At 74.5% G+C, this 22,335-nt stretch carries 16 protein-coding genes, 1 tRNA gene and 1 pseudogene; 8 read left to right on the forward strand and 10 right to left on the reverse strand.

Annotated elements, in window-relative coordinates; translation table 11 throughout:
- Positions 1-139 precede the first annotated feature (139 nt).
- From F1615_RS19110 to F1615_RS19140, 7 genes and pseudogenes are all read left to right on the forward strand, one after another.
- The gene (locus tag F1615_RS19110; protein ID WP_149550206.1) at positions 140-1,477 is read left to right on the forward strand and encodes a hemolysin family protein; all 1,338 of its coding nucleotides are present in this window, start codon (positions 140-142) and stop codon (positions 1,475-1,477) included.
- Positions 1,474-2,499, forward strand: coding sequence for a hemolysin family protein (locus F1615_RS19115; RefSeq protein ID WP_149550207.1), 1,026 nt, complete (start codon positions 1,474-1,476; stop codon positions 2,497-2,499). The genes F1615_RS19110 and F1615_RS19115 overlap by 4 nt, the downstream gene beginning before the upstream one ends.
- Before the next feature lie 163 nt (positions 2,500-2,662).
- On the forward strand, positions 2,663-4,000 hold the full coding sequence (locus F1615_RS19120; RefSeq protein WP_149550208.1) for a hemolysin family protein: 1,338 nt from the start codon (positions 2,663-2,665) through the stop codon (positions 3,998-4,000).
- Positions 3,997-5,016 carry a hemolysin family protein gene (locus F1615_RS19125; protein WP_149550209.1) on the forward strand — a complete coding sequence of 340 codons (1,020 nt, stop codon included), beginning with the start codon at positions 3,997-3,999 and terminating at the stop codon, positions 5,014-5,016. The genes F1615_RS19120 and F1615_RS19125 overlap by 4 nt, the downstream gene beginning before the upstream one ends.
- 162 nt (positions 5,017-5,178) lie before the next feature.
- Positions 5,179-7,008 carry a thiamine pyrophosphate-requiring protein gene (locus tag F1615_RS19130; RefSeq protein ID WP_149550210.1) on the forward strand — a complete coding sequence of 610 codons (1,830 nt, stop codon included), beginning with the start codon at positions 5,179-5,181 and terminating at the stop codon, positions 7,006-7,008.
- A gap of 90 nt (positions 7,009-7,098) precedes the next feature.
- Positions 7,099-8,418 carry an L-seryl-tRNA(Sec) selenium transferase gene (gene selA, locus F1615_RS19135; protein WP_244328786.1) on the forward strand — a complete coding sequence of 440 codons (1,320 nt, stop codon included), beginning with the start codon at positions 7,099-7,101 and terminating at the stop codon, positions 8,416-8,418.
- A gap of 5 nt (positions 8,419-8,423) precedes the next feature.
- Positions 8,424-10,178: pseudogene (locus F1615_RS19140) on the forward strand (SelB C-terminal domain-containing protein); the annotation flags it as partial.
- Positions 10,179-10,216: 38 nt separating this feature from the next.
- Here the strand turns inward: F1615_RS19140 and F1615_RS19145 are convergent.
- A tRNA-Sec gene (locus F1615_RS19145) sits at positions 10,217-10,309 on the reverse strand.
- A 57-nt stretch (positions 10,310-10,366) separates the two neighbouring features.
- Between F1615_RS19145 and selD the strand changes: the two genes are divergently transcribed.
- Positions 10,367-11,380: a selenide, water dikinase SelD gene (gene selD / locus F1615_RS19150; protein ID WP_149550211.1), complete on the forward strand. Its 1,014-nt coding sequence runs from the start codon at positions 10,367-10,369 to the stop codon at positions 11,378-11,380.
- A 3-nt stretch (positions 11,381-11,383) separates the two neighbouring features.
- Here selD and fdh read toward each other — a convergent pair whose 3' ends face one another.
- From fdh to F1615_RS19200, 9 genes are all read right to left on the reverse strand, one after another.
- Positions 11,384-14,641 (reverse strand): formate dehydrogenase, encoded by a 3,258-nt coding sequence (fdh, locus tag F1615_RS19155; protein ID WP_208818356.1) that lies wholly within the window; start codon positions 14,639-14,641, stop codon positions 11,384-11,386.
- Between the two features lie 106 nt (positions 14,642-14,747).
- Positions 14,748-15,752 (reverse strand): NrfD/PsrC family molybdoenzyme membrane anchor subunit, encoded by a 1,005-nt coding sequence (gene nrfD, locus F1615_RS19165; protein ID WP_244328787.1) that lies wholly within the window; start codon positions 15,750-15,752, stop codon positions 14,748-14,750.
- On the reverse strand, positions 15,749-16,633 hold the full coding sequence (locus F1615_RS19170; protein WP_149550214.1) for a 4Fe-4S dicluster domain-containing protein: 885 nt from the start codon (positions 16,631-16,633) through the stop codon (positions 15,749-15,751). The genes nrfD and F1615_RS19170 overlap by 4 nt, the downstream gene beginning before the upstream one ends.
- Positions 16,634-16,713: 80 nt before the next feature.
- Complete coding sequence (locus tag F1615_RS19175) at positions 16,714-17,817, reverse strand: CapA family protein (RefSeq protein WP_149550215.1); 1,104 nt, start codon at positions 17,815-17,817, stop codon at positions 16,714-16,716.
- Positions 17,818-17,832: 15 nt separating this feature from the next.
- Entirely contained in the window at positions 17,833-19,095 is a 1,263-nt protein-coding gene (locus F1615_RS19180) for a hypothetical protein (RefSeq protein ID WP_149550216.1), read from the reverse strand.
- Positions 19,092-20,390, reverse strand: coding sequence for a bifunctional glycosyltransferase family 2/GtrA family protein (locus F1615_RS19185; protein ID WP_149550217.1), 1,299 nt, complete (start codon positions 20,388-20,390; stop codon positions 19,092-19,094). The genes F1615_RS19180 and F1615_RS19185 overlap by 4 nt, the downstream gene beginning before the upstream one ends.
- A 135-nt stretch (positions 20,391-20,525) precedes the next feature.
- Entirely contained in the window at positions 20,526-21,041 is a 516-nt protein-coding gene (locus F1615_RS19190; protein ID WP_244328788.1) for a cellulase, read from the reverse strand.
- 11 nt (positions 21,042-21,052) lie between these two features.
- Positions 21,053-21,559 (reverse strand): SigE family RNA polymerase sigma factor, encoded by a 507-nt coding sequence (locus F1615_RS19195; RefSeq protein ID WP_149550218.1) that lies wholly within the window; start codon positions 21,557-21,559, stop codon positions 21,053-21,055.
- Between the two features lie 338 nt (positions 21,560-21,897).
- Entirely contained in the window at positions 21,898-22,278 is a 381-nt protein-coding gene (locus tag F1615_RS19200; RefSeq protein ID WP_149550219.1) for a DUF6479 family protein, read from the reverse strand.
- Positions 22,279-22,335: the final 57 nt, after the last annotated feature.

Here is a 22,335-nt window from a genome sequence, read left to right on the forward strand (position 1 = left end):
CCATCCTGCTTTCACACCAGATGTCGTCCACACGTCCGAGAAGGAGCGACGGTCCCCCGATGGGTGATCCTCCCAGTAGCAGCCGTGCCACCACCGCCCGTCCGCGCCGTACGGCCAGCGAGGGAACGGGGGTGGCACGGTGACCGAGGTCCTGCTGCTCCTGCTCGCACTGGCGCTGACCCTGGCCTGCGCGGTGTTCGTCGCGGCCGAGTTCTCCCTGACCACCGTCGAGCGCGGTGACCTGGAGCGTGCCGCCGAGGCCGGCGAGCGCGGAGCCGCGAGCGCGCTGGGCGCCGTACGGCGCCTGACGCTGCAGCTGTCCGGCGCCCAGCTCGGCATCACCGTCACCTCCCTGGTGATCGGCATGCTCGCCGAGCCTTCCCTCGCCGCGCTGCTGCGCGGGCCGCTGCGGACGGCCGGGCTGGGCGGCGCCGCCCCGACGGCGGCGACCGTGCTGGGCGTGGCGGTGTCCACCGTCGTGCTGATGGTGGTCGGGGAGCTGGTCCCGAAGAACTGGGCCATCTCCCGGCCCCTGGCGGTCGCGAAGGTGGTCGCGGCACCGCAGCGCGCGTTCACCGCCGCCTTCGGCCCGTTCATCGGGCACCTGAACACCACCGCGAACCGGTTCGTACGCCGCTTCGGCCTGGAGCCCGCCGACGAACTGGCCTCCGCGCGCACCCCCGAGGAACTGGGCGCGCTGGCCCGGCGCTCCGCGGCCGAGGGCGCCCTGGAGGCGGACTCCGCCGAACTCTTCGTCCGCACCCTGCACCTGAGCGAGCTCACCGCCGAGAACGTGATGACCCCGAGGGTCGACGTCAGAGCCCTGGAGGTGCACGCCACCGCCGCCGACGCCGCCGCCCTCAGCCACGCCACCGGCCTGTCCCGCTTCCCGGTCTACCGCGACAGCCTCGACGAGGTGGTCGGCACCGTCCACATCCGCGACGTACTCGCCCTGGAGCCGGAGCGGCGGCCCGGTACGCCCGTGACCGAGCTGACCACCCCGCCCCTGCTCGTTCCCGACAGCCTGACCGCCGACCGGCTGCTGGAACGGATGCGGGCGCACCGCACCATGGCCGTGGTCATCGACGAGTACGGCGGCACGGCGGGCGTGGCCACCGTGGAGGACATCGTCGAGGAGGTCGTCGGCGAGGTCCGCGACGAGCACGATCCCCTCGAGGTGCCCGACCTGGCGCCCGCCCCCGCCACGGAGGACGGGCGCGCGGTCTGGGAGGCGGACGGCAGCGTCCGCCTCGACCGGCTCACGGACATCGGACTCATCGCGCCGGACGGCCCCTACGAGACCGTCGCCGGGCTGATCGCCACCCGCCTGGCCCGCATCCCCGCCAAGGGGGACGTCGTGGACCTCGACGGCTGGCGGCTCGACGTGCTGGAGGTCGAGCACCACCGCGCCGACCGCATACGCCTCACCCAACCGGCCACGGCCGGACTCGACCCGGTCGTGGAGGGAGCCCGATGACCGCCCTGCAGCTCGCCGTCGGCGCCCTGACCCTGCTCACCAACGCGTTCTTCGTCGGCGCCGAGTTCGCCCTGATCTCGGTGCGCCGCAGCCAGATCGAACCCCGTGCCCAGGCGGGCGAGAAGCGCGCCCGGATGACGCTGTGGGCGCTGGAACACCTGTCCGCGATGATGGCCACCGCCCAGCTCGGCATCACCGTCTCCTCCCTGGTGCTCGGCGCGGTCGCCGAACCCGCCATCGCGCACCTGCTGGAACCCGGCTTCGAGGCGGTCCACATCCCGCACGGCCTGGTGCACCCGATCGCGTTCGTCATCGCCCTGACCGTCGCCACGTATCTGCACATGCTGATCGGCGAGATGGTGCCCAAGAACATCGCGCTCGCCGCGCCCGTGCCCACCGCCCTGCTGCTGGGCCCGCCGCTGGTCGCGCTGACCCGGGCGCTGCGGCCGGTCGTCTTCGGCATCAACGCCTTCGCCAACGTCCTGCTGCGGCTGCTGCGCGTGGAGCCGAAGGACGAGGTCGAGTCGGTCTTCACCGACGACCAGCTCGCCCGGATGGTCGTCGACTCCAGCGAGGCCGGCCTGCTCGGTCCCGCCGACGGGGAGCGGCTGCGCGACGCGCTCGAGCTGGGCACCAGGCCGGTCGGCGAGATCCTCGTCCCCGCGCAGCGGATGCGCACCGTCGAGCACACCGTCACCCCCGCCCGGCTGGAACGGCTGGCCGCCGAGGCGGGCCTGTCCCGCTTCCCGGTCACCGGCCCCGACGGCGCCGTCCTGGGCTACCTGCACATCAAGGACACCCTCGGCGCCGCCGACCGCGACCGTCCCTTCCCGCGCGGCGCGCTGCACAAGGTGACCCGGGTGCGCATCGACACCCCGCTCGACGACACGCTCACCGCCCTGCGGGCCGAAGGCAGCCACCTCGCCGCCGCCGTCGGGGAGAGTGGCACGGTCATCGGCTTCGTGACCATGGAGGACGTGCTGTCCGAACTGGTCGGTCCCGCGGCACCGGCCACCGCCTGACCGCCCCGGCCGGGAACACGGACCCGGCCGGGAGCGTTGACATCCCGTACACCCGAAGAAGGAGCACGTCCTTGTCCGCCAGACCGACGGACCCCCCGGGGCACAGTCCCCGACCATCCCGCCAGGCGACCCCTGAGCACGGCACACGGCGGGATGGTGTTCGATGAGTGCCGCGAACGCCCTCCTGGGACTGCTGGGCGTGTTCGTGCTGACCGCCGGCACCGGATACTTCGTCGCCCAGGAATTCGCCTACGTCTCCGCCGACCGCCTCGCCCTGGCCCGTGAGGCCGACTCCGGGGACCGGAAGGCCGCACGCGCCCTGAAGGTGCTGGAACGGCTGTCGTTCATGCTGTCCGGCGCCCAGCTCGGCATCACCGTGACCGGACTCGTGGTCGGCTTCATCGCCGAGCCGTCGGTGTCCGCGCTGCTGAGGCCCGCGCTGTCCGGCCTTGGCATCCCCGACGCCGCCGTGAGCGGCATCGCCGTCGTGCTGGCCTTCGTGCTGGCCACGGTCGTCCAGATGGTGCTGGGCGAGCTGGCCCCGAAGAACCTCGCCATCGCCGTACCGGAACGGCTGGCGAAGGCGCTGGCCGGCTCCACGCTGGCCTACCTGAAGGTCGTCGGACCGGTCGTGCACGTCTTCGACGCGACGGCGAACAGGCTGCTGCGCCGGGCCGGCATCGAACCGGTGGAGGAGCTGCACCACGGCGCCACGCTGGAGGAACTGGGGCACCTGATCGGCGAGTCCCACGAGCAGGGCGCCCTGCCCAAGGACACCGCCACCCTGCTCGACCACGCCCTGGAGTTCTCCGACCGGACACTGGACGAGGTGATGGTGCCCCGCGTGGACGCCGTCTTCGTCCGCAGGGACGCCACCGCCGCCGAAGCGGTCGACCTGATCGCCAGGCACGGCCACTCCAACTACCCCGTGCTCGGCGACCACCCCGACGACGTCGGCGGCGTCCTCGGCGTGGCCGAGCTGATGCGCCTGCCCGCGGAGCGTCTGCACGGCACCACGGCCGGCGCGGTCGCCCGGCGGCCGCTGCTGCTGCCCGACACCCTCCCGCTGCCCGACGCCGTGACCCACATGAGGGAACGCGGCGACGAGTTCGCGGTCGTCCTGGACGAGCACGGAGGCGTCGCCGGCATCGTCACCTACGAGGACATCGCCGAGGAACTGGTCGGCGACATCGCCGACGAGTCCGACACCGTCACCGAGGTCGCCGTCGCGGACGGCGACGGCTGGCTGGTGGACGCCGGCCGCCGGCTGGACGAGGTGGCCGAGGCCACCGGCGTCGAGCTGCCCGAGGAGGAGGACTACGACACCGTGGCCGGCCTGATCGTCGACCGGCTCGGCCGCTTCCCGGCCATCGGGGACCGGCTCACGGTCGAGCTGCCCGGCGGGGGCACCGCCGTGATCGGCGTACGCACCCTCGACCGGCACGTGCCCGAACGCGTGCGGATGCAGCTGCAGGACCCGGCGACGGAGGAGCAGGCATGAGTTTCCCGATGGCGCTCTTCGTCACCGTGCTGCTGCTGATCGGCAGCGGATTCTTCGTGGCCGCCGAGTTCGCGCTGGTCGCCGCCAAGCGGCACCGCATGGAGAAGGCCGCGGCCGAGGGCCGGCGCGGCGCCGGATCGGCCTTGGCCGGTATGCGCGAGCTGTCGCTCATGCTCGCCGGAGCCCAGCTCGGCATCACGGTCTGCACCCTGGGCCTGGGCTCGGTGTCCAAGCCCGCGATCTCGCACGAACTCGACCCGCTGCTGCACACGCTGGGCCTGCCCAGTGCGCTCAGCTACGGCATCGCCTTCGCCGTCGCCATGATCGTGGTCGTGTTCCTGCACATGGTGGTCGGCGAGATGGCCCCCAAGTCCTGGGCCATCGCCCACCCCGAGCGGTCCGCGATGCTGCTCTCACCGCCCTTCCGGGCCGTGGTGAAGGCCGTACGGCCGCTGATCCGGCTGCTCAACGCGGTGAGCAACGCCCTGGTACGGCTGTGCCGCGTCACCCCGCGCGACGAGCTGGCCTCGGTGCACAACCGGGAGCAGCTCACCCACCTGGTCACGGAGTCCGAGCGGCTCGGCCTGATCAGCGAGACGGACTCGGAGCTGCTGACGCGTTCGCTGACCGAACCCGAGACCCCGGTACGGGACCTGCAGGTGCCCGCCGCCGAGATCGTCTGGGTGGACGGCGCCGACGGCCTCGACGAGATCCTGCGCGTGGCGGCCGCCCGGGACCGCACCCGGCTCCTGGTCCGCGAACACGGCACGGTCCTCGGCTCGGTGCACGCCCGCGACGCCGTGGTGGCCCGCGCCAGGGGCCGGGCCGCCGCCGCCCGTGCGCTGGCCCGCCCCGTGCCCGGGCTGACCGAGGACGCGACGGTCGCCGACGCGATCGACCTGCTGCGCCGCCGCCGGTCCTCGCTCGCCGTGGTCCGCGACGGCTCCGGAGCCCTCACCGGCGTGGTCAGTCTGGACGACCTGCTGGCCCGTTTCCTGCAGCCACAGGCCGCATAGCGGCGGCACGGCCCGTCGTACCGCGCGCACCGGAACCCGTCCCCGGTGCGCGCGGTCGACGTTTGCGCCGGGCTCCGCACGGCACCCGTTCATCCCCTGGCAGCGTGAGGCGCCGCCGGTCCGGCGGGCGCGCATCAGCGGAACGGAAGGTCGATGGCCCCCATGCAGGTTTCCGATCACATACTCCAGCGGCTGCGCGAGTGGGAGGTGGACCACGTCTTCGCGTACGCGGGCGACGGCATCAACGGCCTGCTGGCGGCGTGGGGACGAGCCGACGACAACCCGCGGTTCGTGCAGTCCCGGCACGAGGAGATGTCCGCGTTCCAGGCCGTCGGCTACGCGAAGTTCTCCGGCCGGGCCGGCGTCTGCGCGGCCACCTCCGGGCCCGGCGCCATCCACCTGCTCAACGGCCTCTACGACGCCAAGCTCGACCACGTCCCCGTCGTCGCGCTCGTCGGGCAGACCGACCGCAGCGCGATGGGCGGCTCCTACCAGCAGGAGGTGGACCTGCAGAGCCTGTACAAGGACGTCGCCTCCGACTTCTGCGAGACCGCGACGGTGCCGGAGCAGCTGCCGAACCTCATCGACCGCGCCTTCCGCACCGCCTACGCCCGGCGCACCGTCACCGCCGTCATCATCCCCGCCGACGTGCAGCAACTGGAGTACAGCCCGCCCACGCACGCCTTCAAGATGGTGCCGTCGAGCATGGGCCTCGGCCGCTACGCCTCCGTCCCCGCCGACGCCGACATCGAACGGGCCGCCGAGGTCCTCAACGCAGGTGAGAAGGTCGCCGTCCTCATCGGACAGGGCGCCCGCGGTGCCCGCCCCGAGGTGGAGGAACTGGCGGACGTCCTCGGCGCGGGGGTCGCCAAGGCGCTGCTGGGCAAGGACGTGCTCCCCGACGACCTGCCCTACGTCACCGGGGCCATCGGCCTGCTCGGCACCCGGCCCTCGTACGAGCTGATGCGGGACTGCGACACCCTGCTGATGATCGGCTCCAGTTTCCCCTACACCCAGTTCATGCCGGAGCTGGACCAGGCGCGGGGAGTGCAGATCGACATCGACCCGCACATGATCGGCCTGCGGTACCCCTTCGAGGTGAACCTCGTCGGCGACGCCGCGGAGACACTGCGCCGGCTCCTGCCCCGTCTGCGCCGGAAGAAGAAGCGGGCCTGGCGCGAGAAGATCGAGAAGGACGTCGCCCGCTGGTGGGAGGTCATGCAGCGGCGCGCCGCCGTGGACGCCGACCCGATCAACCCGGAGTACGTGGTCCACGCCCTCGACGGCAGGCTCCCCGACGACGCGATCGTCACGGCCGACTCCGGTTCCGCCGCCAACTGGTACGCCCGCCACCTGCGGCTGCGCGGACGGATGCGCGGCTCCCTCTCGGGCACCCTGGCCACCATGGGCCCCGGCGTGCCGTACGCCATCGGCGCGAAGTTCGCCCACCCGGACCGTCCCGCGATCGCCCTCGTCGGGGACGGCGCCATGCAGATGAACGGCATGATGGAGATGGTCACGGCCGCCAAGTACTGGCGGGGCTGGGCGGATCCGCGACTGGTCGTCGCCGTCCTCAACAACGGCGACCTCAACCAGGTCACCTGGGAGATGCGGGCGATGTCCGGGGCACCGCAGTTCGAGGAGTCGCAGCACATTCCCGATCTGCCGTACGCGGGGATCGCGCAGCGGATCGGGCTCGACGGCGTGCGTGTGGAGAAGCCGGAGGAGGTCGAGGCCGCCTGGGACCGGGCGCTGTCCGCCGACCGGCCCTTCGTCATCGACTTCCGCACCGACCCCGCCGTGCCGCCCGTCCCCCCGCACGCCGAGCCGGACCAGATCGCGGCCGCGGCCTCCGCCGTGCTCAAGGGCGACAGCGACCGCGCCTCCATGGTCAGGCAGGGCCTCAAGGCCAAGGTGCAGGAGATGCTGCCCGGCTCCCGGCACCGTCGCGACCGCCCCGGCGCCGGGGCCGGTGACAGCGCGGACGGGTGAGCCTGCTCCGGCGTGTCGTGTTCCCGGCGGCGGGCGCTGGTGGACGATGAAGGACCGGCCGCCCGGCGGCCGGGCCGAACGGAGGAGAGGGTGGACCCCACGGACACCGGCGCGGACACGGACGTACGGCGGCGGATTCCGCGCACCGACGCCGTGCTGCGCGATCCGCGTCTGCTCCAGGCCGCGCTCCGGCTGGGCACGGCGCGGGTGAAGTCGGCGGTCCACCGCGCCCAGCAGCGGGCACGCGAGGGCGCCGTACCGCCGGACGCGGTGGCGGACACGGCGGTGTCCCTGCTGCCCCGGTCGGCCGGCGGACTGCGGCCGGTGATCAACGCCACCGGCGTGCTGCTGCACACCAACCTCGGCCGGGCCCCCCTCTCGGCGGCCGCCCGGCAGGCCGTGCAGGAGGCCGCCGGGCCCACCGACGTCGAACTCGACCTGCGCACCGGCGTCCGGGCCCGCCGGGGCCGCACCGCCCTGGCCGCCCTGCGCGCCGCCGTACCGGCCGCCGAGGCCGCGCACGTCGTCAACAACGGGGCCGCCGCACTGGTGCTGGCCGCCACCGCGCTCGCCGCCGGGCGGGAGATCGTCGTCAGCCGGGGGGAGATGGTGGAGATCGGCGACGGCTTCCGCCTGCCCGACCTGCTGGTCTCCACGGGCGCCCGGCTGCGCGAGGTGGGAACCACCAACCGCACCACGGCCGGCGACTACGCCGAGGCCGTCGGCCCGGACACCGCCTTCGTGCTGAAGGTGCACCCCTCCAACTTCCGGATCACCGGGTTCACCCGCGCGGCGACCGTCGGCGAACTCGCCCCGCTGGGCGTCCCGGTGGTCGTCGACATCGGGTCCGGGCTGCTCGCCCCGCATCCGCTGCTGCCCGAGGAACCCGACGCCCGGACCCAGTTGACGGCGGGGGCGGCGCTCGTCACCGCGAGCGGCGACAAACTGCTGGGCGGACCCCAGTGCGGGCTGCTCCTGGGGCGCCAGACCCTGATCACCACCCTGTCCCGGCATCCGTTCGCCCGCGCCCTGCGCGTGGACAAACTCACCCTGGCCGCCCTCGAGGCCACGCTGACCGGCCCCGGAACCCCGACCGGTGAGGCACTCACCGCCGCGCCGGAACCGCTGAGGCGGCGGGCCGAGCGGCTCGCCGCCGTGCTGGGCGCCGACGGCATCGACGCACGGGCCGTCGCGAGCGAGGCGGCCGTGGGAGGCGGCGGGGCGCCCGGGGTGACCCTGCCGAGCGCCGCCCTGTCCCTGCCCGGGCGGTACGCCGCCCCGCTGCGCACCGGACCGGTCCCCGTGGTGGGGCACCTGGAGGCCGGGCGGTGCCTGCTCGACCTGCGGACGGTGCCGGCGGAGGACGACGACCGCCTCGCCGGGGCGGTCCGTGCCGTCGGGGGGAGGTAGCGGGCATGCGGGTGCTGGCCACCGCGGGGCACGTCGACCACGGGAAGTCGGCCCTGGCCCGGGCGCTGACCGGAATGGAACCCGACCGGTTCGAGGAGGAGCGGCGCCGGGGCCTCACCCTGGACCTCGGCTTCGTGTGGACCCGGCTCGACCCGCCGGACGGCGAGCACCTGGCCCTGGTCGACGTCCCGGGCCACGAACGGTTCGTCGCCACCATGCTGGCGGGCGTGGGGCCCGTGCCGGCCGTGCTGTTCGTGGTGGCCGCCGACCAGGGCTGGCAGGAGCAGTCGCAGGAGCACCTGGAGATCCTGGAGGCGCTCGGCGTGCGCCACGCCGTGCTCGCCGTGACCCGCAGCGACCTGGCCGATCCCGAACCCGTGCGCGAGGACGCCGTCGCCCGCATGGCCGCCACCTCCCTCGGCCCGGTGGCCTCCGTCGCCGTGAGCGCGGTGACGGGCCGGGGACTCGGGGAACTGCGCGAGGAACTCGCCGGGCTGGTGCGTGAGCTGCCCGTCCCGCCGGCCGACGCGCCCGTACGGCTGTGGCTCGACCGCGCCTTCACCGTGCGCGGCCACGGGACCGTCGTCACCGGCACCCTCGGCGCGGGCACCCTGCGGGTCGGCGACCGGCTGGTGACGGGGGACGGCACGACGGAACTGCGGGTGCGCGGGCTGCAGTGCCTGCGGGAGGACAGGCCCGCCGCCGTCGGCGTGGCGCGCGTGGCGGTCAATGTCCACGGTGCCCCCGACGCCGTACTCGGCCGGGGCCGGGCGCTGTGGACGCCGGACCGCTGGCTGCTCACGAGGACGTTCGACGTCCGGGTCACCGGAACGCCCGTCGAGGACCTCCCGCGTGAGACCACCCTGCACCTCGGCACCGCCGCCGTGCCGGTGACCGTACGGCCGCTCGGCGCGGACACGGCCAGACTGACGTCCGCCCGCCGGCTGCCCCTGCGGATCGGCGACCGGGCTGTGCTGCGGGAACCCGGCGGGCGGCGGCGCTCGCCGTGCGGGGTGACCGTGCTGGACGTCCGGCCGCCGGAACTGACCCGGCGCGGCGCGGCCCGGGCCAGGGCGGCCGAACTCGCGGGCATGACCGGCCGCCCGGACGGCACGGCCGAACTCGCCCGGCGCCGGCTCGTCCGCCGGACCGAGCTGGAGGCCATGGGAGTGCCCGCGCCCGCGCCGCCCGTCGCCGGGGACTGGCTGGCCGACCCGGAGCACTGGGCGGCGCTGCGGGACCGTCTGGGCGCCGAGGTGGAACGCCACGCGGCGGGCCGTCCGCTGGACCCAGGACTCCCCACCGAGGCGGCCCGGCGGCTGCTCGGTCTGCCCGACCGTGCCCTGGTCGACGCCCTCGCCGACGTCCCCGGGACGGTGCCGCTGCGGCGGAGCCGCGGGCGGTTGCACGCCCCCGGACAGGAGGGCCCAGCCCTTCCGCCGCCGGTCCGGTCCGCCGTCGACACGCTGCGGGCGGACCTCGCACGCTCGCCCTTCCGCGCCCCGGAGGCCGGACGGCTGGACGAACTGGGGCTCGGCCGCAGGGAACTGGCCGCCGCGGTCACGGCGGGCGCGCTGCTGCGGGTCGCCGACGGCATCGTCCTGCTGCCGGGCGCGGACACCCGCGCCGTCGCCGTACTGCGCGGACTTCCCCAGCCGTTCACCCCGAGCGAGGCCCGGCGGGCCCTGGACACCACCCGCCGGGTGGCCGTGCCGCTGCTGGAGTTCCTGGACGAGCGGGGCCTGACCGAACGGGTGGACGACCGACGCCGGCGCTGCGCGGCCGGCGACGCGGGGAGCGGAGGCGGACGGGAATCGAACCCGCCTGCCCGAGATCCCCGGGCACCTCGGTTTTGAAGACCGGGAGGGCCACCAGGCACCCACACGCCTCCACCGCCCGCCCAGGCTACCGGCTCACCCACCCGATCAACCGACAAGGAGCCAGGCACATGCACTCCCCGCCCGAAGCGCCCGTACGTCTCACCCGGTTCGCCCACGGAGGCGGCTGTGCCTGCAAGATCCCGCCCGGAGAACTGGAGGACGTGCTCGCCGGGCTCGCCGGACCGGTGCCGGCCGCCGGTGACGCCTCGCTCCTGGTCGGGCTCGCCACCGGGGACGACGCGGCCGTGGTGGCCCTGCCGGGCCGGCACGGGGCCGTGGTGTCCACCGCCGACTTCTTCACCCCCGTCGTCGACGACGCCTACGACTGGGGGCGCATCGCCGCCGCCAACGCCCTGTCCGACGTGTACGCGATGGGCGGGCGCCCCGTCCTCGCCGTCAACCTCCTGGCCTGGCCCCGGGGCGTCCTGCCCTTCGAGCTGGCCCGGGAAGTGCTGCGCGGGGGACTGGACGTCGCCGCCGAGGCGGGCTGCCACGTGGGCGGCGGGCACAGCGTGGACGACCCGGAACCCAAGTACGGCATGGCCGTCACCGGCCTCGCGGACCCGGACCGGCTGCTGCGCAACGACACCGGCCGCCCGGGGGTGCCGCTGTCGCTCACCAAACCGCTCGGCCTGGGCGTGCTCAACAACCGGCACAAGGCCACCGGCGAGCGGTTCGCGCAGGCGGTGGCCACCATGGTGGCCCTCAACCGGGACGCCTCCGCCGCCGCCCTGGCCGCCGGGGCGACCTGCGCCACCGACATCACCGGCTTCGGCCTCCTCGGCCATCTGCACAAACTCGCCCGCGCCTCGGGCGTCACCGCCGTGATCGACACCGCTGCCGTGCCCTACCTCGACGGGGCCCGGCAGGCGGTGCGGGACGGCTACGTCAGCGGCGGCACCCGGCGGAACCTGGACTGGGTGACGCCGTTCACCGACTTCGGGCCGGCGGACGAGGACACCCGGCTGCTCCTGGCCGACGCCCAGACCTCGGGCGGGCTGCTGGTGGCGGGTGAGGTGCCGGGCGCCACGGTCGTCGGGGAACTCGTCCCCAGGGGCGCGCACTCCGTCGTCCTGAGGTGAGCCTCACAGCTCGGTCCCGGTCTCCGCGTCGATGCCCGCCCGCGCCCGGTAGCGCAGTACCAGCTCCCGGGCGGCCGGGCCCCTCGGACGGCGCCCCGGCCGGATGTCCACGGCGAACGCCTTGGCCTCCTGGATGTGGGTGTTGGGGTCGAGGGACAGATGCAGCAGCTCGTTGGCGGCGTCCCCGGTGCTGTAGCCGTTCGGGCCCCAGTGGTAGGGCAGCCCCACCTGGTGCAGCCGGCGGCCGTGCACGGTCAGCGCCGCCATGCGGTCGGTGACCAGCACCCGTGCCTCGATCACCGCGCGGGCGCTGACGATCGTCGCCCAGCCGGTGTGCGTGAGGCCCCGCTCGGCCGCGAGCCCCGGTGGCACCTCGCAGAAGAACTCCGGTTGCAGCTCGGCCAGATAGGGCTGCCAGCGGGACATGCCGCCGGCCGTGTGGTGCTCGGTCAGCCGGTAGGTGGTGGCGACGTACGGGAACACCTCGCTGCCGGGCTCTCCCGCACTGGGCTGGTAGCGGTTGTCCGCGTGCGGCGGCAGCAGATGCCGTACCGGGTTGCGCTGCCTGCCGTACAGCAGGTTGGGGAACGGGGAGTCCTGCGGCTCGTAGTGCGTCGGCAGCGGTCCGTCGGTGAGACCGGACGGCGCGAACAGCCAGGCCTTGCCGTCGGCCTGCATGATGAACGCGTCGGTTCCCGACAGCGCCTCGGGGCCGGTCGCGTCCTTCGCCGGCACGTGGCCGGGCGGCTTGTCCTTCGTGAAGTCGGGGACGTCGTGCCCGGTCCACTCGCCCCGCTCCGCGTCCCACCACACCAGGGCCTTGCGCTCGCTCCACGGCCTGCCGTCCGGGTCGGCCGAGGCCCGGTTGTACAGCACCCGGCGGTTCGCCGGCCAGGCCCAGCCCCAGTCGGCGGCGATCCAGTCCTGCCGGTCGCCGGGGGTACGGCGGTCGGCCCGGTTGACGCCGCCGGCGTGCACCCCGCAGTAGATCCAGCAGCCGCAGGAGGTGGATCCGTCGTCCGCGAGCTGCTCGGAGCCCGACAGCGGGGCGCCCTCGGCGTCACGGCCGTTGATCTCGGCCAGCACGGCTTCGGCGTCCGGTTCGGCGAGCGCACCGGAGGTCGGGTAGTCCCACGTCAGGTCGAGCAGCGGCCGGTCCATCGGATCGGTGGACGCGGCGAGCTTCTCCCGGACGATCCGTCCGAGGTGGAAGGTGAACCAGAGGTCGCTGCGCGCCTCACCGGGCGGCTCGACGGCCTGGTGGTGCCACTGCAGCAGCCGCTGGGTGTTGGTGAAACTGCCGTCCTTCTCGGTGTGCGCGGCGGCCGGCAGGAAGAACACCTCCGTGGCGATGTCCTCGGTGCGCAGCTCGCCCGTCTCGGTCTCCGGACCGTCCTTCCACCAGGTGGCGGACTCGATGAGGGAGAAGTCCCGCACCACCAGCCAGTCCAGGTTGGCCATGCCCAGGCGTTGCAGCTTGGCGTTGGCGGAACCGACCGCGGGGTTCTCGCCCATCAGGAAGTAGCCCTTGCAGGTGCCGTCCAGCTGGGCCATGACGGTCTCGTACGTGGAGTGGGAGCCGGTCAGCCGCGGCAGGTAGTCGAAGCAGAAGTCGTTCTCGGCGGTCGCCGCGTCGCCCCAGTACGCCTTGAGCAGGCTCACCAGATAGGCCCGCATGTTGCCCCAGTGGCCCTTGGGCGCGGCGTCGGCCCGGACGAAGGCGTCCAGGTCCTGCTTCTGGTGGGCGTGGGGCATCGGGATGTAGCCGGGCAGCAGGTTGAACAGCGTGGGGATGTCCGTCGAGCCCTGGATCGAGGCGTGCCCGCGCAGCGCGAGGATGCCGCCGCCGGGACGGCCGATGTTGCCGAGCAGGCTCTGCAGCACGGACGCCGCGCGGATGTACTGCACACCGACCGTGTGCTGGGTCCAGCCGACCGCGTACGCGAGGGCGGTGGTGCGGTCCCGTCCGGAGTTCTCGGTGACCAGGTCGCACACCTGGCGGAACAGGTCCTGGGGAACACCGCAGATCCGCTCCACCATCTCAGGCGTGTAGCGGGCGTAGTGCCGCTTGAGGACCTGCAGGACGCAGCGGGGGTGGGTCATCGTCTCGTCGCGTTCCGGCTCGCCCTCCCCGATCGTGGGCCCGCCGGCGCCGTGGGACTCGCCGCGTGCCGCCTCCGGGACGGCCGGGGACTCGTTGAGCTTCTCGAACCGCAGGTCGCGCTGCCCGGAAGCCGCCTGTACGTCGACGCCCCGGTACTGCCAGCTGCTCGGGTCGTAGCCCCGGTTCCCGGCGTCGAACCCGGAGAACACGCCGTCCAGGTCCTCGGTGTCCCGGAAGTCCTCCCTCAGGATCACGGGCCCGTTGGTGTAGGCGGCCACGTAGTCCCGGAAGTACGCGCCGGTCCGCAGGACGTGGTTGACGATCCCGCCGAGGAAGGCGATGTCCGAACCGGCCCGCAGCGGCACGTGCAGGTCGGCCATCGCGCTGGTGCGGGTGAACCGGGGGTCGACGTGGATCACCTTCGCCCCGCGGGCCTTGGCCTCCATCACCCACTGGAACCCGACCGGATGGCATTCGGCCATGTTCGAGCCCTGGATGAGGATGCAGTCGGAGTTCTGCAGGTCCTGCTGGAAGGTGGTCGCGCCGCCGCGGCCGAACGAGGTTCCCAGACCGGGAACGGTGGAGGAGTGTCAAATGCGCGCCTGGTTCTCGATCTGGACGGCCCCCATGGCGGTGAACAACTTCTTGATCAGGTAGTTCTCCTCGTTGTCCAGCGTGGCGCCGCCCAGGCTCGCGATGCCGAGGGTGCGCCGGGTGCGGGTCTCGTCGACCTCCCACTGCCAGCCCGCCCGGCGGGCCTCGATCACCCGGTCGGCGATCATGTCCATCGCCGTGTCCAGGCCGAGGGATTCCCAGCCGGTGCCGTGCGGACGCCGGTACAGCACCCGGTGCTCGCGCGCGCCCCCGGTGGTCAGCTGCAGGCTGGCCGCTCCCTTGGGGCACAGCCGGCCGCGGGAGACGGGGGAGTCGGGGTCGCCCTCGATCTGGGTGACGCGCCCGTCCTCCACGTACACGTTCTGGCCGCACCCGACGGCGCAGTACGGGCAGACCGACTTCACCACCCGGTCCGCCGTGGCGACCCGGGGTGCGAGCCGCCCACTGGGCCCGCTCTTGGCGGCGGCGCCCCGGCCCAGCGGGTCGGTGCCCGTGAGCTGGCGGTAGACCGGCCAGGAATCGATCCAGGTGCGCACGCCCATGACGCCTGCCCTTTCGCCGTACGCGTTCTGCCAGGGCGGGGTACCCGCGCCCGCGCCCGCCAATCAGGCCGCGGGACCGGCCTCCGCTCGCGCCCGTGACGGGCGGCTACGGCTCCCCGGTCCGCGACCGGGCCGTCAGCCGGTCCCGCTGGGGGACGACCGTGTACCGGGGATCCTCGGCCGAGACCACGCCGGCGTGGAACACGCCGAGCCGCAGGGCCGCGGAACCGGCCAGCAGGGCCGTGCCGGCGAGTGCGGTGAGCACCCGGCCGCGGCCGGCCGCGCCGGCCGCCAGCGCGGCGCCGCCGGCCGCCAGCGCGGCGCCGCCGGCCGTGAGCACCTCCGCCGCGCGCAGCCACGCCCGCGGCCGGTCCTCCTCGTACGCCTCGGCCGCCTGCCCCATGTTCCGCCTCATCAGCCGGAGGGCGCCCAGTTCGAGCACCGCGCCCAGGACGGCCGTACGGCGGGCCGGTCCGGTCTGCGCGGGCTCCACCGCGGCCAGGGCCAGACCCGCCGCCGCGGTGGCGCCGGACCCGGCGAAGACGTACGGCATCTCGCGATACCCCTCGTGCCACGACGGCACGGCGGTGTCGGAGATCAGCACGGCCGTGTACGTCGCCACCGCGGGGCCGAGGGCGGCGGCGCCCGCCGTGGCGGCGGCACCCGCGGTCCGGTACCTGCCCGACACCTCGGCGGCGGCCGCGGCCATCGTGAGCGGCGCGTAGCCCGCGAGCAGCCACGACCCCATGCTCATCGGGGACGTCGGCTTGAAGACGCGGAGCATGAGGAGGAAGCGGGCGGGACGGCCCAGGTCGTGCACGAGTGCCGCCAGCGACAGGGCGATCGCCCCCGCCGCACCCAGCTTCGCCGTGCGGGCCAGCGCGGGCCGGGCGGTGACGTCCGCCCCGGCGGCCAGCAGCGACGACGCCCCGGCGAGGCCGCCGAGGAAGAGGTAGCCCGCGACGTCCAGCGGCTTCCATTCCGGCCGCTTCAGGACCGGCCTGCCGTAGTACGAGGCGAACTCGGCGTCCGGGACCACGGCCTGCTCGCCGCGCCCCCGGCGGCGCCGGCGCCCGGCGTCCCGCGCCCCGTCCCGGAAGCCCCCGCTCACCGCGGCCTCCCGGCGAAGCCGGCGACGGCCAGTGCGGCGAGCGAGACGGCGGCCGCCGCCGCGTGCCGCCACATGCCGGGCAGATCGCGGGTCGTGACGACCGGGTCGGGCGGCAGCCCGTACACCTCCGGCTCGTCCAGCAGCAGGAAGAACGCGCCGTCGCCCCCGACCCCGTCGCGCGGGTCCTCCCCGTACAGGCGGGCGTCGCCGGCCCCGGCCGCGTGCAACTGCGCCAGCCGGCCCGCCGCGCGCTCCCGCAGCTCCTCCAGCGGGCCGAACTGGATGGATTCGGTCGGGCAGGACTTCGCGCAGGCCGGTTCCATGCCCACGCCGAGACGGTCGTAGCACAGGGTGCACTTCCAGGCGCGTCCGTCCTCGGGCCGGCGCTCGATGACACCGTACGGACAGGCGGACACGCAGTAGCCGCAGCCGTTGCAGATGTCCTCCTGCACGACGACCGAGCCGAACTCGGTGCGGAACAGCGAGCCCGTCGGGCACACGTCGAGGCAGGCGGCGTGCGTGCAGTGCTTGCACACGTCGGACGCCATCAGCCAGCGCACCTCGCCGCCCCCGGGGGAGCCGGTGAGGTTGCGGGCGGCGTCGAACACGTCGACGTCGTCCGGGGCGCCCCCGTGCGCCGCGCCGGGCGGCGGCGTGCGCTGCTCGACGAAGGCCACGTGCCGCCAGGTGCTCGCGCCGAGGCCCTGGGTGTTGTCGTAGGACATGCCGGTCAGCTCGAGGCCGTCCTCGGGGATGGCGTTCCACTCCTTGCACGCCACCTCGCACGCCTTGCACCCGATGCACACCGAGGTGTCCGTGAAGAAGCCCATGCGGGGCGGCGGATCGGTGTGCCCGGCCGCTCGCGCGATGTCGTCCGTCATACGGGGACCTCCTGCCTCGCACACGGGGACTGCCTGCCTCGGCCGGGCCCGGGTGCCCCCGCCGGGACCGGCCGAAACGGTCACCGGGGGAGGGCCACGGTGAGCGTGCCGTCGGCGTCCAGTGCGACGTCCGCGCCGCTGATCCGGTCGAGGGTCTCCCGCAGCCAGACCCGCTCGTCCGGCGCGGCGGTCTCGAGCCGCAACCGCCGGGCCCTCAGGGGCACCATCCGCAGGCCGGCCACCCGGCCGGTGTCCCCGTCGAGCGACAGCAGGTACGCGAGCCGCAGGTCGTCGCGGAACTCCTCGTGGCCCGAGATGCCCTCGTAGTCGTCGACGAAGTCGCCGCAGCCGTACAGGACCGCCCGGCCGCGGTACACCTCGAGCGGGCGGGGGTGGTGCGAGGAGTGGCCGTGGACCACGTCGACCCCGCCGTCCACCAGGGCGTGGGCGAAGCGGACGTGGCTCCGGGGGACGTGGTGGCCCCAGTTCGAACCCCAGTGCACCGACACCACCGCGACGTCCCCCGGCCCCTTCGTCCGCCGTACCCGCCGGGCGACCGCCTCGGCCGCCGGGACCGAGGGCTCCGCGAGGTACGCCACGCCGGACCGGTCCGCCGTGGCCGCCCAGCCCGGCGGGATGCCGCTCGACGTCGTCCCGAGGGCGAACACCAGCACCCGGCCGCCCTCGACGGGGACCATCGCGGGCGCGTACGCCGCGTCGGCGTCCCGCCCCGCGCCCGCCGCCCTCAGGCCCGCGCCGTCCAGCACGTCCAGCGTCTCCCGGAGTCCCGGGCGGCCGAAGTCCAGCACATGGTTGTTGCCCAGGACGCACACGTCGGGACGGGCCACCGCGAGAGCGGGCACGTTGGCCGGGTGCATGCGGTAGTGCACGGCCTTGCCCGGCGCGAACACGTCACTGCGGGTGATCGACGTCTCCACATTGACGATCCGCACGTCCGGGGCGGCCTCCTCCAGCACCCGCAGGGCCCGGCCCCACGGCCACGCGAAGGGGACCGGACGGGGAACGGGGCCGCTCACGGCCTCCGCGAGGCCCACGTAGTCGCGGGCGTCGCGGACGTACTCCTCCCGCAGCGCCGGGTCGCCCGGGTGCGGCAGGATCTGGTCGACGCCACGCCCGAGCATGACGTCGCCGCACAGGAACAGCGTCACCGCGCCGGCAGCCATCCCTCCACGGTAGGCCTAGGGCACGCCGAGCTCGAACAGGACATAACCCGCGTACGACCCCGAGGCCATGGCCGCCGTACCCAGGACCGCGGCCAGCGACGGCCACCCCAGGCGGCTCATCGCCACGGCGAGCGGGACGAACAGCGGGAACAGGGGAAGCAGATAGCGGGAGACGTTGCCGAAGTACTGCTGGGTGGCCATCACCATCAGGTACGACAGCACCGTGTAGACCACGAGGACGGCGGGCGGACGCAGCCGCACCAGCAGCACGGTCAGCACCGGCACCAGCAGCACCACCCCGACGCCGATCACGTCCTCCATCGGCATCGCGAACAGGTAGTCGAAGTGACCCACGGGCACGGAGGTGAGCACGTCGAAACTGTGCCGGCCGTAGTCGAATCTGTGGCCCCAGGCGCCGTCCTGGAGCTTGTTGTAGCCACCCCAGTCGCCCATCCGGTGCCCCACCCAGCCCAGGTAGCCGGCCATGCCCAGCGGGGCGATCACCACCGCGGCCAGCGGGCGCCCGAGGCCCTCCCCCCGTCGCCGCACCGCGAGCAGTCCGGCGACGGCGAGCGCGGCGACCAGGGTGACCGCCGTCGGCCGGGCGAGCCCGGCGGTGAAGGTCAGCGCCCCCGCGGTGAGCCAGTGGCGCGTCATCACGGCCCAGCAGGCCCACGCGGCCAGTGCCGTGTACAGGGACTCGGAGTACACCGCCCACTCGGCGCCGGAACCGGGCCACACCGCCCACAGCCCGACGGCGACCAGACCGGCCCTGTGCCCGCCCAGCCGCGTGGTGACGGCGTGGATGCCGAGCGCCGCGACGAACGAGAAGGCGACCGACACGGTCATGCCGGCGCCGTACGGGCCGAGGCCGGTCACCTCCGAGACCATCCGCATCAGCGCCGGGTACAGCGGGAAGAACGCGGCCGAGTTGCCCTTCAGGGTGATCAGACCGGTGGCGCCGGGGACGGGCTCCAGCGCCGGGTCGTAGCCGTGCAGGGCGATCTGCTGGTACCACCAGCCGTCCCAGCTGCCCAGGACGTCCCAGGTGTGCGCGCCCCCGCCGAACCGCGGGTGCTTCTCGCGGAAGTCGCCGGCCGAGTCCAGCAGGAACATGAAGACGGCGAAGCCCACGAGCTTCAGCACGCCGTACACCGCGAGGACGGGCCCGCAGTGCGCGGCGGCGCGGCGCAGCCGCTCGCGCGGGGACGGGGCGGGCGGCGGGGGGACGCGGGGCAGGGGCGCGGACGTGGCCGGCCCGGCCTGGGCGGTGGTCATGAGGCGGAGGATCCTGTCGTACGGCGGGAGCGGTGGCCGGGGAACACCCAGGCGCGCAGCAGGAGGAAGCGCAGCAGGGTCGCGGCGAGGTTGGCGGTGACCAGTGTCAGCAGCTCCGCGCGGGAGCCGGCTCCGGGTGCGGCGCGGTGCAGGACGGCCAGCGAACCGCCGGTGAGGACGAGGCCCGCGAGGAAGGCCACCAGGCCCTTGAGATGGTGGCGCAGTGCCCCGTCGCGGCCCCGCACCCCGAAGGTGAGCCGCCGGTTCGCGGCGGTGTTGGCTACGGCACCGGCCAGCAGAGCGAGCGCGTTGGCCGCCTGGGCGCCCGCCGCGGGCCGGAGCACGCCGAAGAGCACGAGATGGAGCAGGGTGCACGCGGTCCCGACGGCGGCGAAGCGCAGCAGCTGGGGGACCAGGGCGGGCGGCAGCCCGGCGGCCTCGTCGAGGGTCTCGGCGCGGCGCAGCGCGGCCAGGGGCAGCCGGCCACGGGTCAGCGCGCGCCCCAGCCGGGCCACGCCGCGCAGATCGGCCAGCGCCGTGGAGAGGATGTCGACCCGGCTGTCGGGATCGTCCACCCAGTCCACAGGCACCTCGTGGATGCGCAGCCCGGCGCGCTCGGCGATCACCAGCAGTTCGGTGTCGAAGAACCACTCCCGGTCCTCGACCACCGGGAGCAACCGCTCCGCGACGTCCCGCCGTACGGCCTTGAAGCCGCACTGGGCGTCGCTGAACCCCACGGCGAGGGTGCCGCGCAGCAGCCCGTTGTAACAGCGGGAGATGATCTCCCGCTTCGGCCCGCGCACCACCCGGGAGCCGCGTGCCAGGCGGGTGCCGATCGCGATGTCCGAGTGCCCGGAGATCAGCGGCGCCACCAGCGGCAGCAGGGCCGCGAGATCCGTGGACAGGTCCACGTCCAGATAGGCGAGCACCGGGGCGGGCGAGAGCGACCAGGCGGTGTGCAGGGCGCGGCCGCGTCCCTTCTCGGCCAGCCGCAGCCACTGTGTCCCGGGAAGCTCCCGGGCCAGCCGTTCGGCGATCCGCGGGGTGCGGTCCGTGCTGGCGTTGTCGGCGACGGTGATCCGGAACGGGTAGGGGAAGGTCCCCGTCAGGTGGGCGTGGAGCCGCCGGACACAGGACTCCAGGTCGTTCTCCTCGTTGTGCACGGGCACCACCACGTCCAGGACGGGGTCCGGGTGGGGCGCGGACAGCGGGGCACGGCGCGGCAGGGCCACCCGGGACGCGGACGCTTCGGATGTGCGGCGGCCGGTCGGTGCCGGCCGCCTCGCGGTTCTCATGACGGATTCACGGTCTCTTTCCGGCGCGGGGCACGACAGGGCCCGGGCGGGCCCCGAGGGCATGCCGAGGGCGCCCGGCTGATGGTCGGGTGAACGGCCCGGGCGGGATCGCCCGGGGACGGGGCGGTGGGGTCGTCAGCCGCCGGCGGTCATGGAGGGACTCCGGTCCGGCTCCGTCGACGGTGGTGCGACCGGCGGCTCCGTGGAGACCGGTGGCGGGGGCGCGGTCGTCGCCGGCATGCTCGCGTCGGGCGTGTCGGACGGCGGGAAGGTCGGTGTGCCGTCGTACTCGGGCGCCGTGGTGCCGGGGTACGTGGTCCCCGGGTACGTGGTCCCGGCCGTGCCCGTGGGCGGGAGGGACGGGCTCGGGGCGGAGGTGGGCCCGGGGGACCGCGGGGGCGGCGTCGGACTGGTCGCCGGCAGGGGCGGGCGGTCGGCGGGCAGGGAACGGGACCCGGTGCCGGGCAGCAGGGCCAGCCCGACGCTCAGCCCGGCCACGGCGAGGGCCGAGCCGCCGGCCCGCCACAGCACCCGCGACCGGCGGCGGACCCGGATGCCCTGGTACAGGCGCGCCCGGTGCCCGGGCCCGAAGGGAGCCGGCTGCCGGCTGTCGCGCATCATGCGCGTCAGCTCGCGCTCGAAGTCGTCCATCGCTTCTCCCCTCACCCCACGGGCCTGACGGAGTCGGACAGGATCTGCCGCAGGCGCGCCACCCCGCGCGAGGCGTGGGAGCGGGCGGTGCCCACGGGGCAGCCGAGGGCCTGGGCCACCTGGCTCTCGGGCAGGTCCTCGCAGTAGCGCAGCACCACCGCGGCCCGCTGCCGGGGAGGCAGCAGGGCCAGGGCGGCCTCCAGCCGCGAGCGCTCCGCGACGGCCGCGGACACGTCACCCGGTCCGGGCCGGTCGGGCAGTTCCCCCACCGGACGCTCCCCCCACCATCGCCGCCGGGCCGAACGCGCCGCCATCCGCACCAGCACCTGACGCACATACGCCTCCGGTGCCTGCTCGGCGACCTTCGGCCAGGCGAACCACAGCTTCACCAGGGCCTCCTGGACGAGGTCCTCGGCGCGTTGCCGGTCGCCGCCGGTGAGCAGACGCGCGACATGGAGCAGCGCCGACCAGCGGCCAGCCACGAACTCGTCGAAGCCGTCGGCCCGAAACCGCTCCATCCCCACCGCCCCGCGTGCGAACAACCCCTTACACCCACACAAAGGCCCGGGACCCCGCGGAACGATGCACCACAGCCCTGTGATCCACCTCACTGCGCATGCGAAAGGGGCGGGTTGTGTGCCCGTCGACCGCATTCCTGCGGTCGACGGGCACACAACCCGCCCCGGTGCGACGGGCGGTGGCCCGCCCGTCTACGTACGGTCGCCCTTCGGCCTGCCCCGCTGGTCCGGGGTGCCGTGCGGCGGCAACGGGGTGTCGCGTCCTGGATCGGCCATGGTGCTCACGTCCCTCTGTACGACGGTGCGTGGCGCCGGCAGTGCTCGCCGGCGCGGGACGGTCAGCTGCGGCCCGGTCCGCCGCTGCCGAACGAACCGCTGCCGCCCTCGTCCCAGCGGGGCCGTTCCTGGGGCGCGCCGGTGCGGCTGCCGGCGTTGCCGTGGCCCTTCAGCTCGTGCGGTGTCAGGCGCTCGTCGCTCCTGGGCATCTCGTCCGGCGCACGCTGCTCCCGCACCTCGCGGACCGGGCCCCCCTCGGGCATGCGGGGCTGCTCCTCGGGCGCGGGCCTGCGCGTCCTGCTGTTCCCGACCCGGCGGCTGCCGAGGACGAACATGCCGATCAGCAGGGCCACCACCACCACGGCCGCCACCGCCAGCCCGGCGCCGACGGCGCCGCGGCTCGCCGCGAGGTCGGCCGTCTCCATCCATGAGGTGTTCATCATGGCTCGCGGGTACCCCCGGTCCGGGCCGCGAACCGGCTCACCTCGCCGTCACCGGAC

The sequence above is a fragment of the Streptomyces marokkonensis genome (genome assembly GCF_008312835.1).
Classification (GTDB): domain Bacteria; phylum Actinomycetota; class Actinomycetes; order Streptomycetales; family Streptomycetaceae; genus Streptomyces; species Streptomyces marokkonensis_A.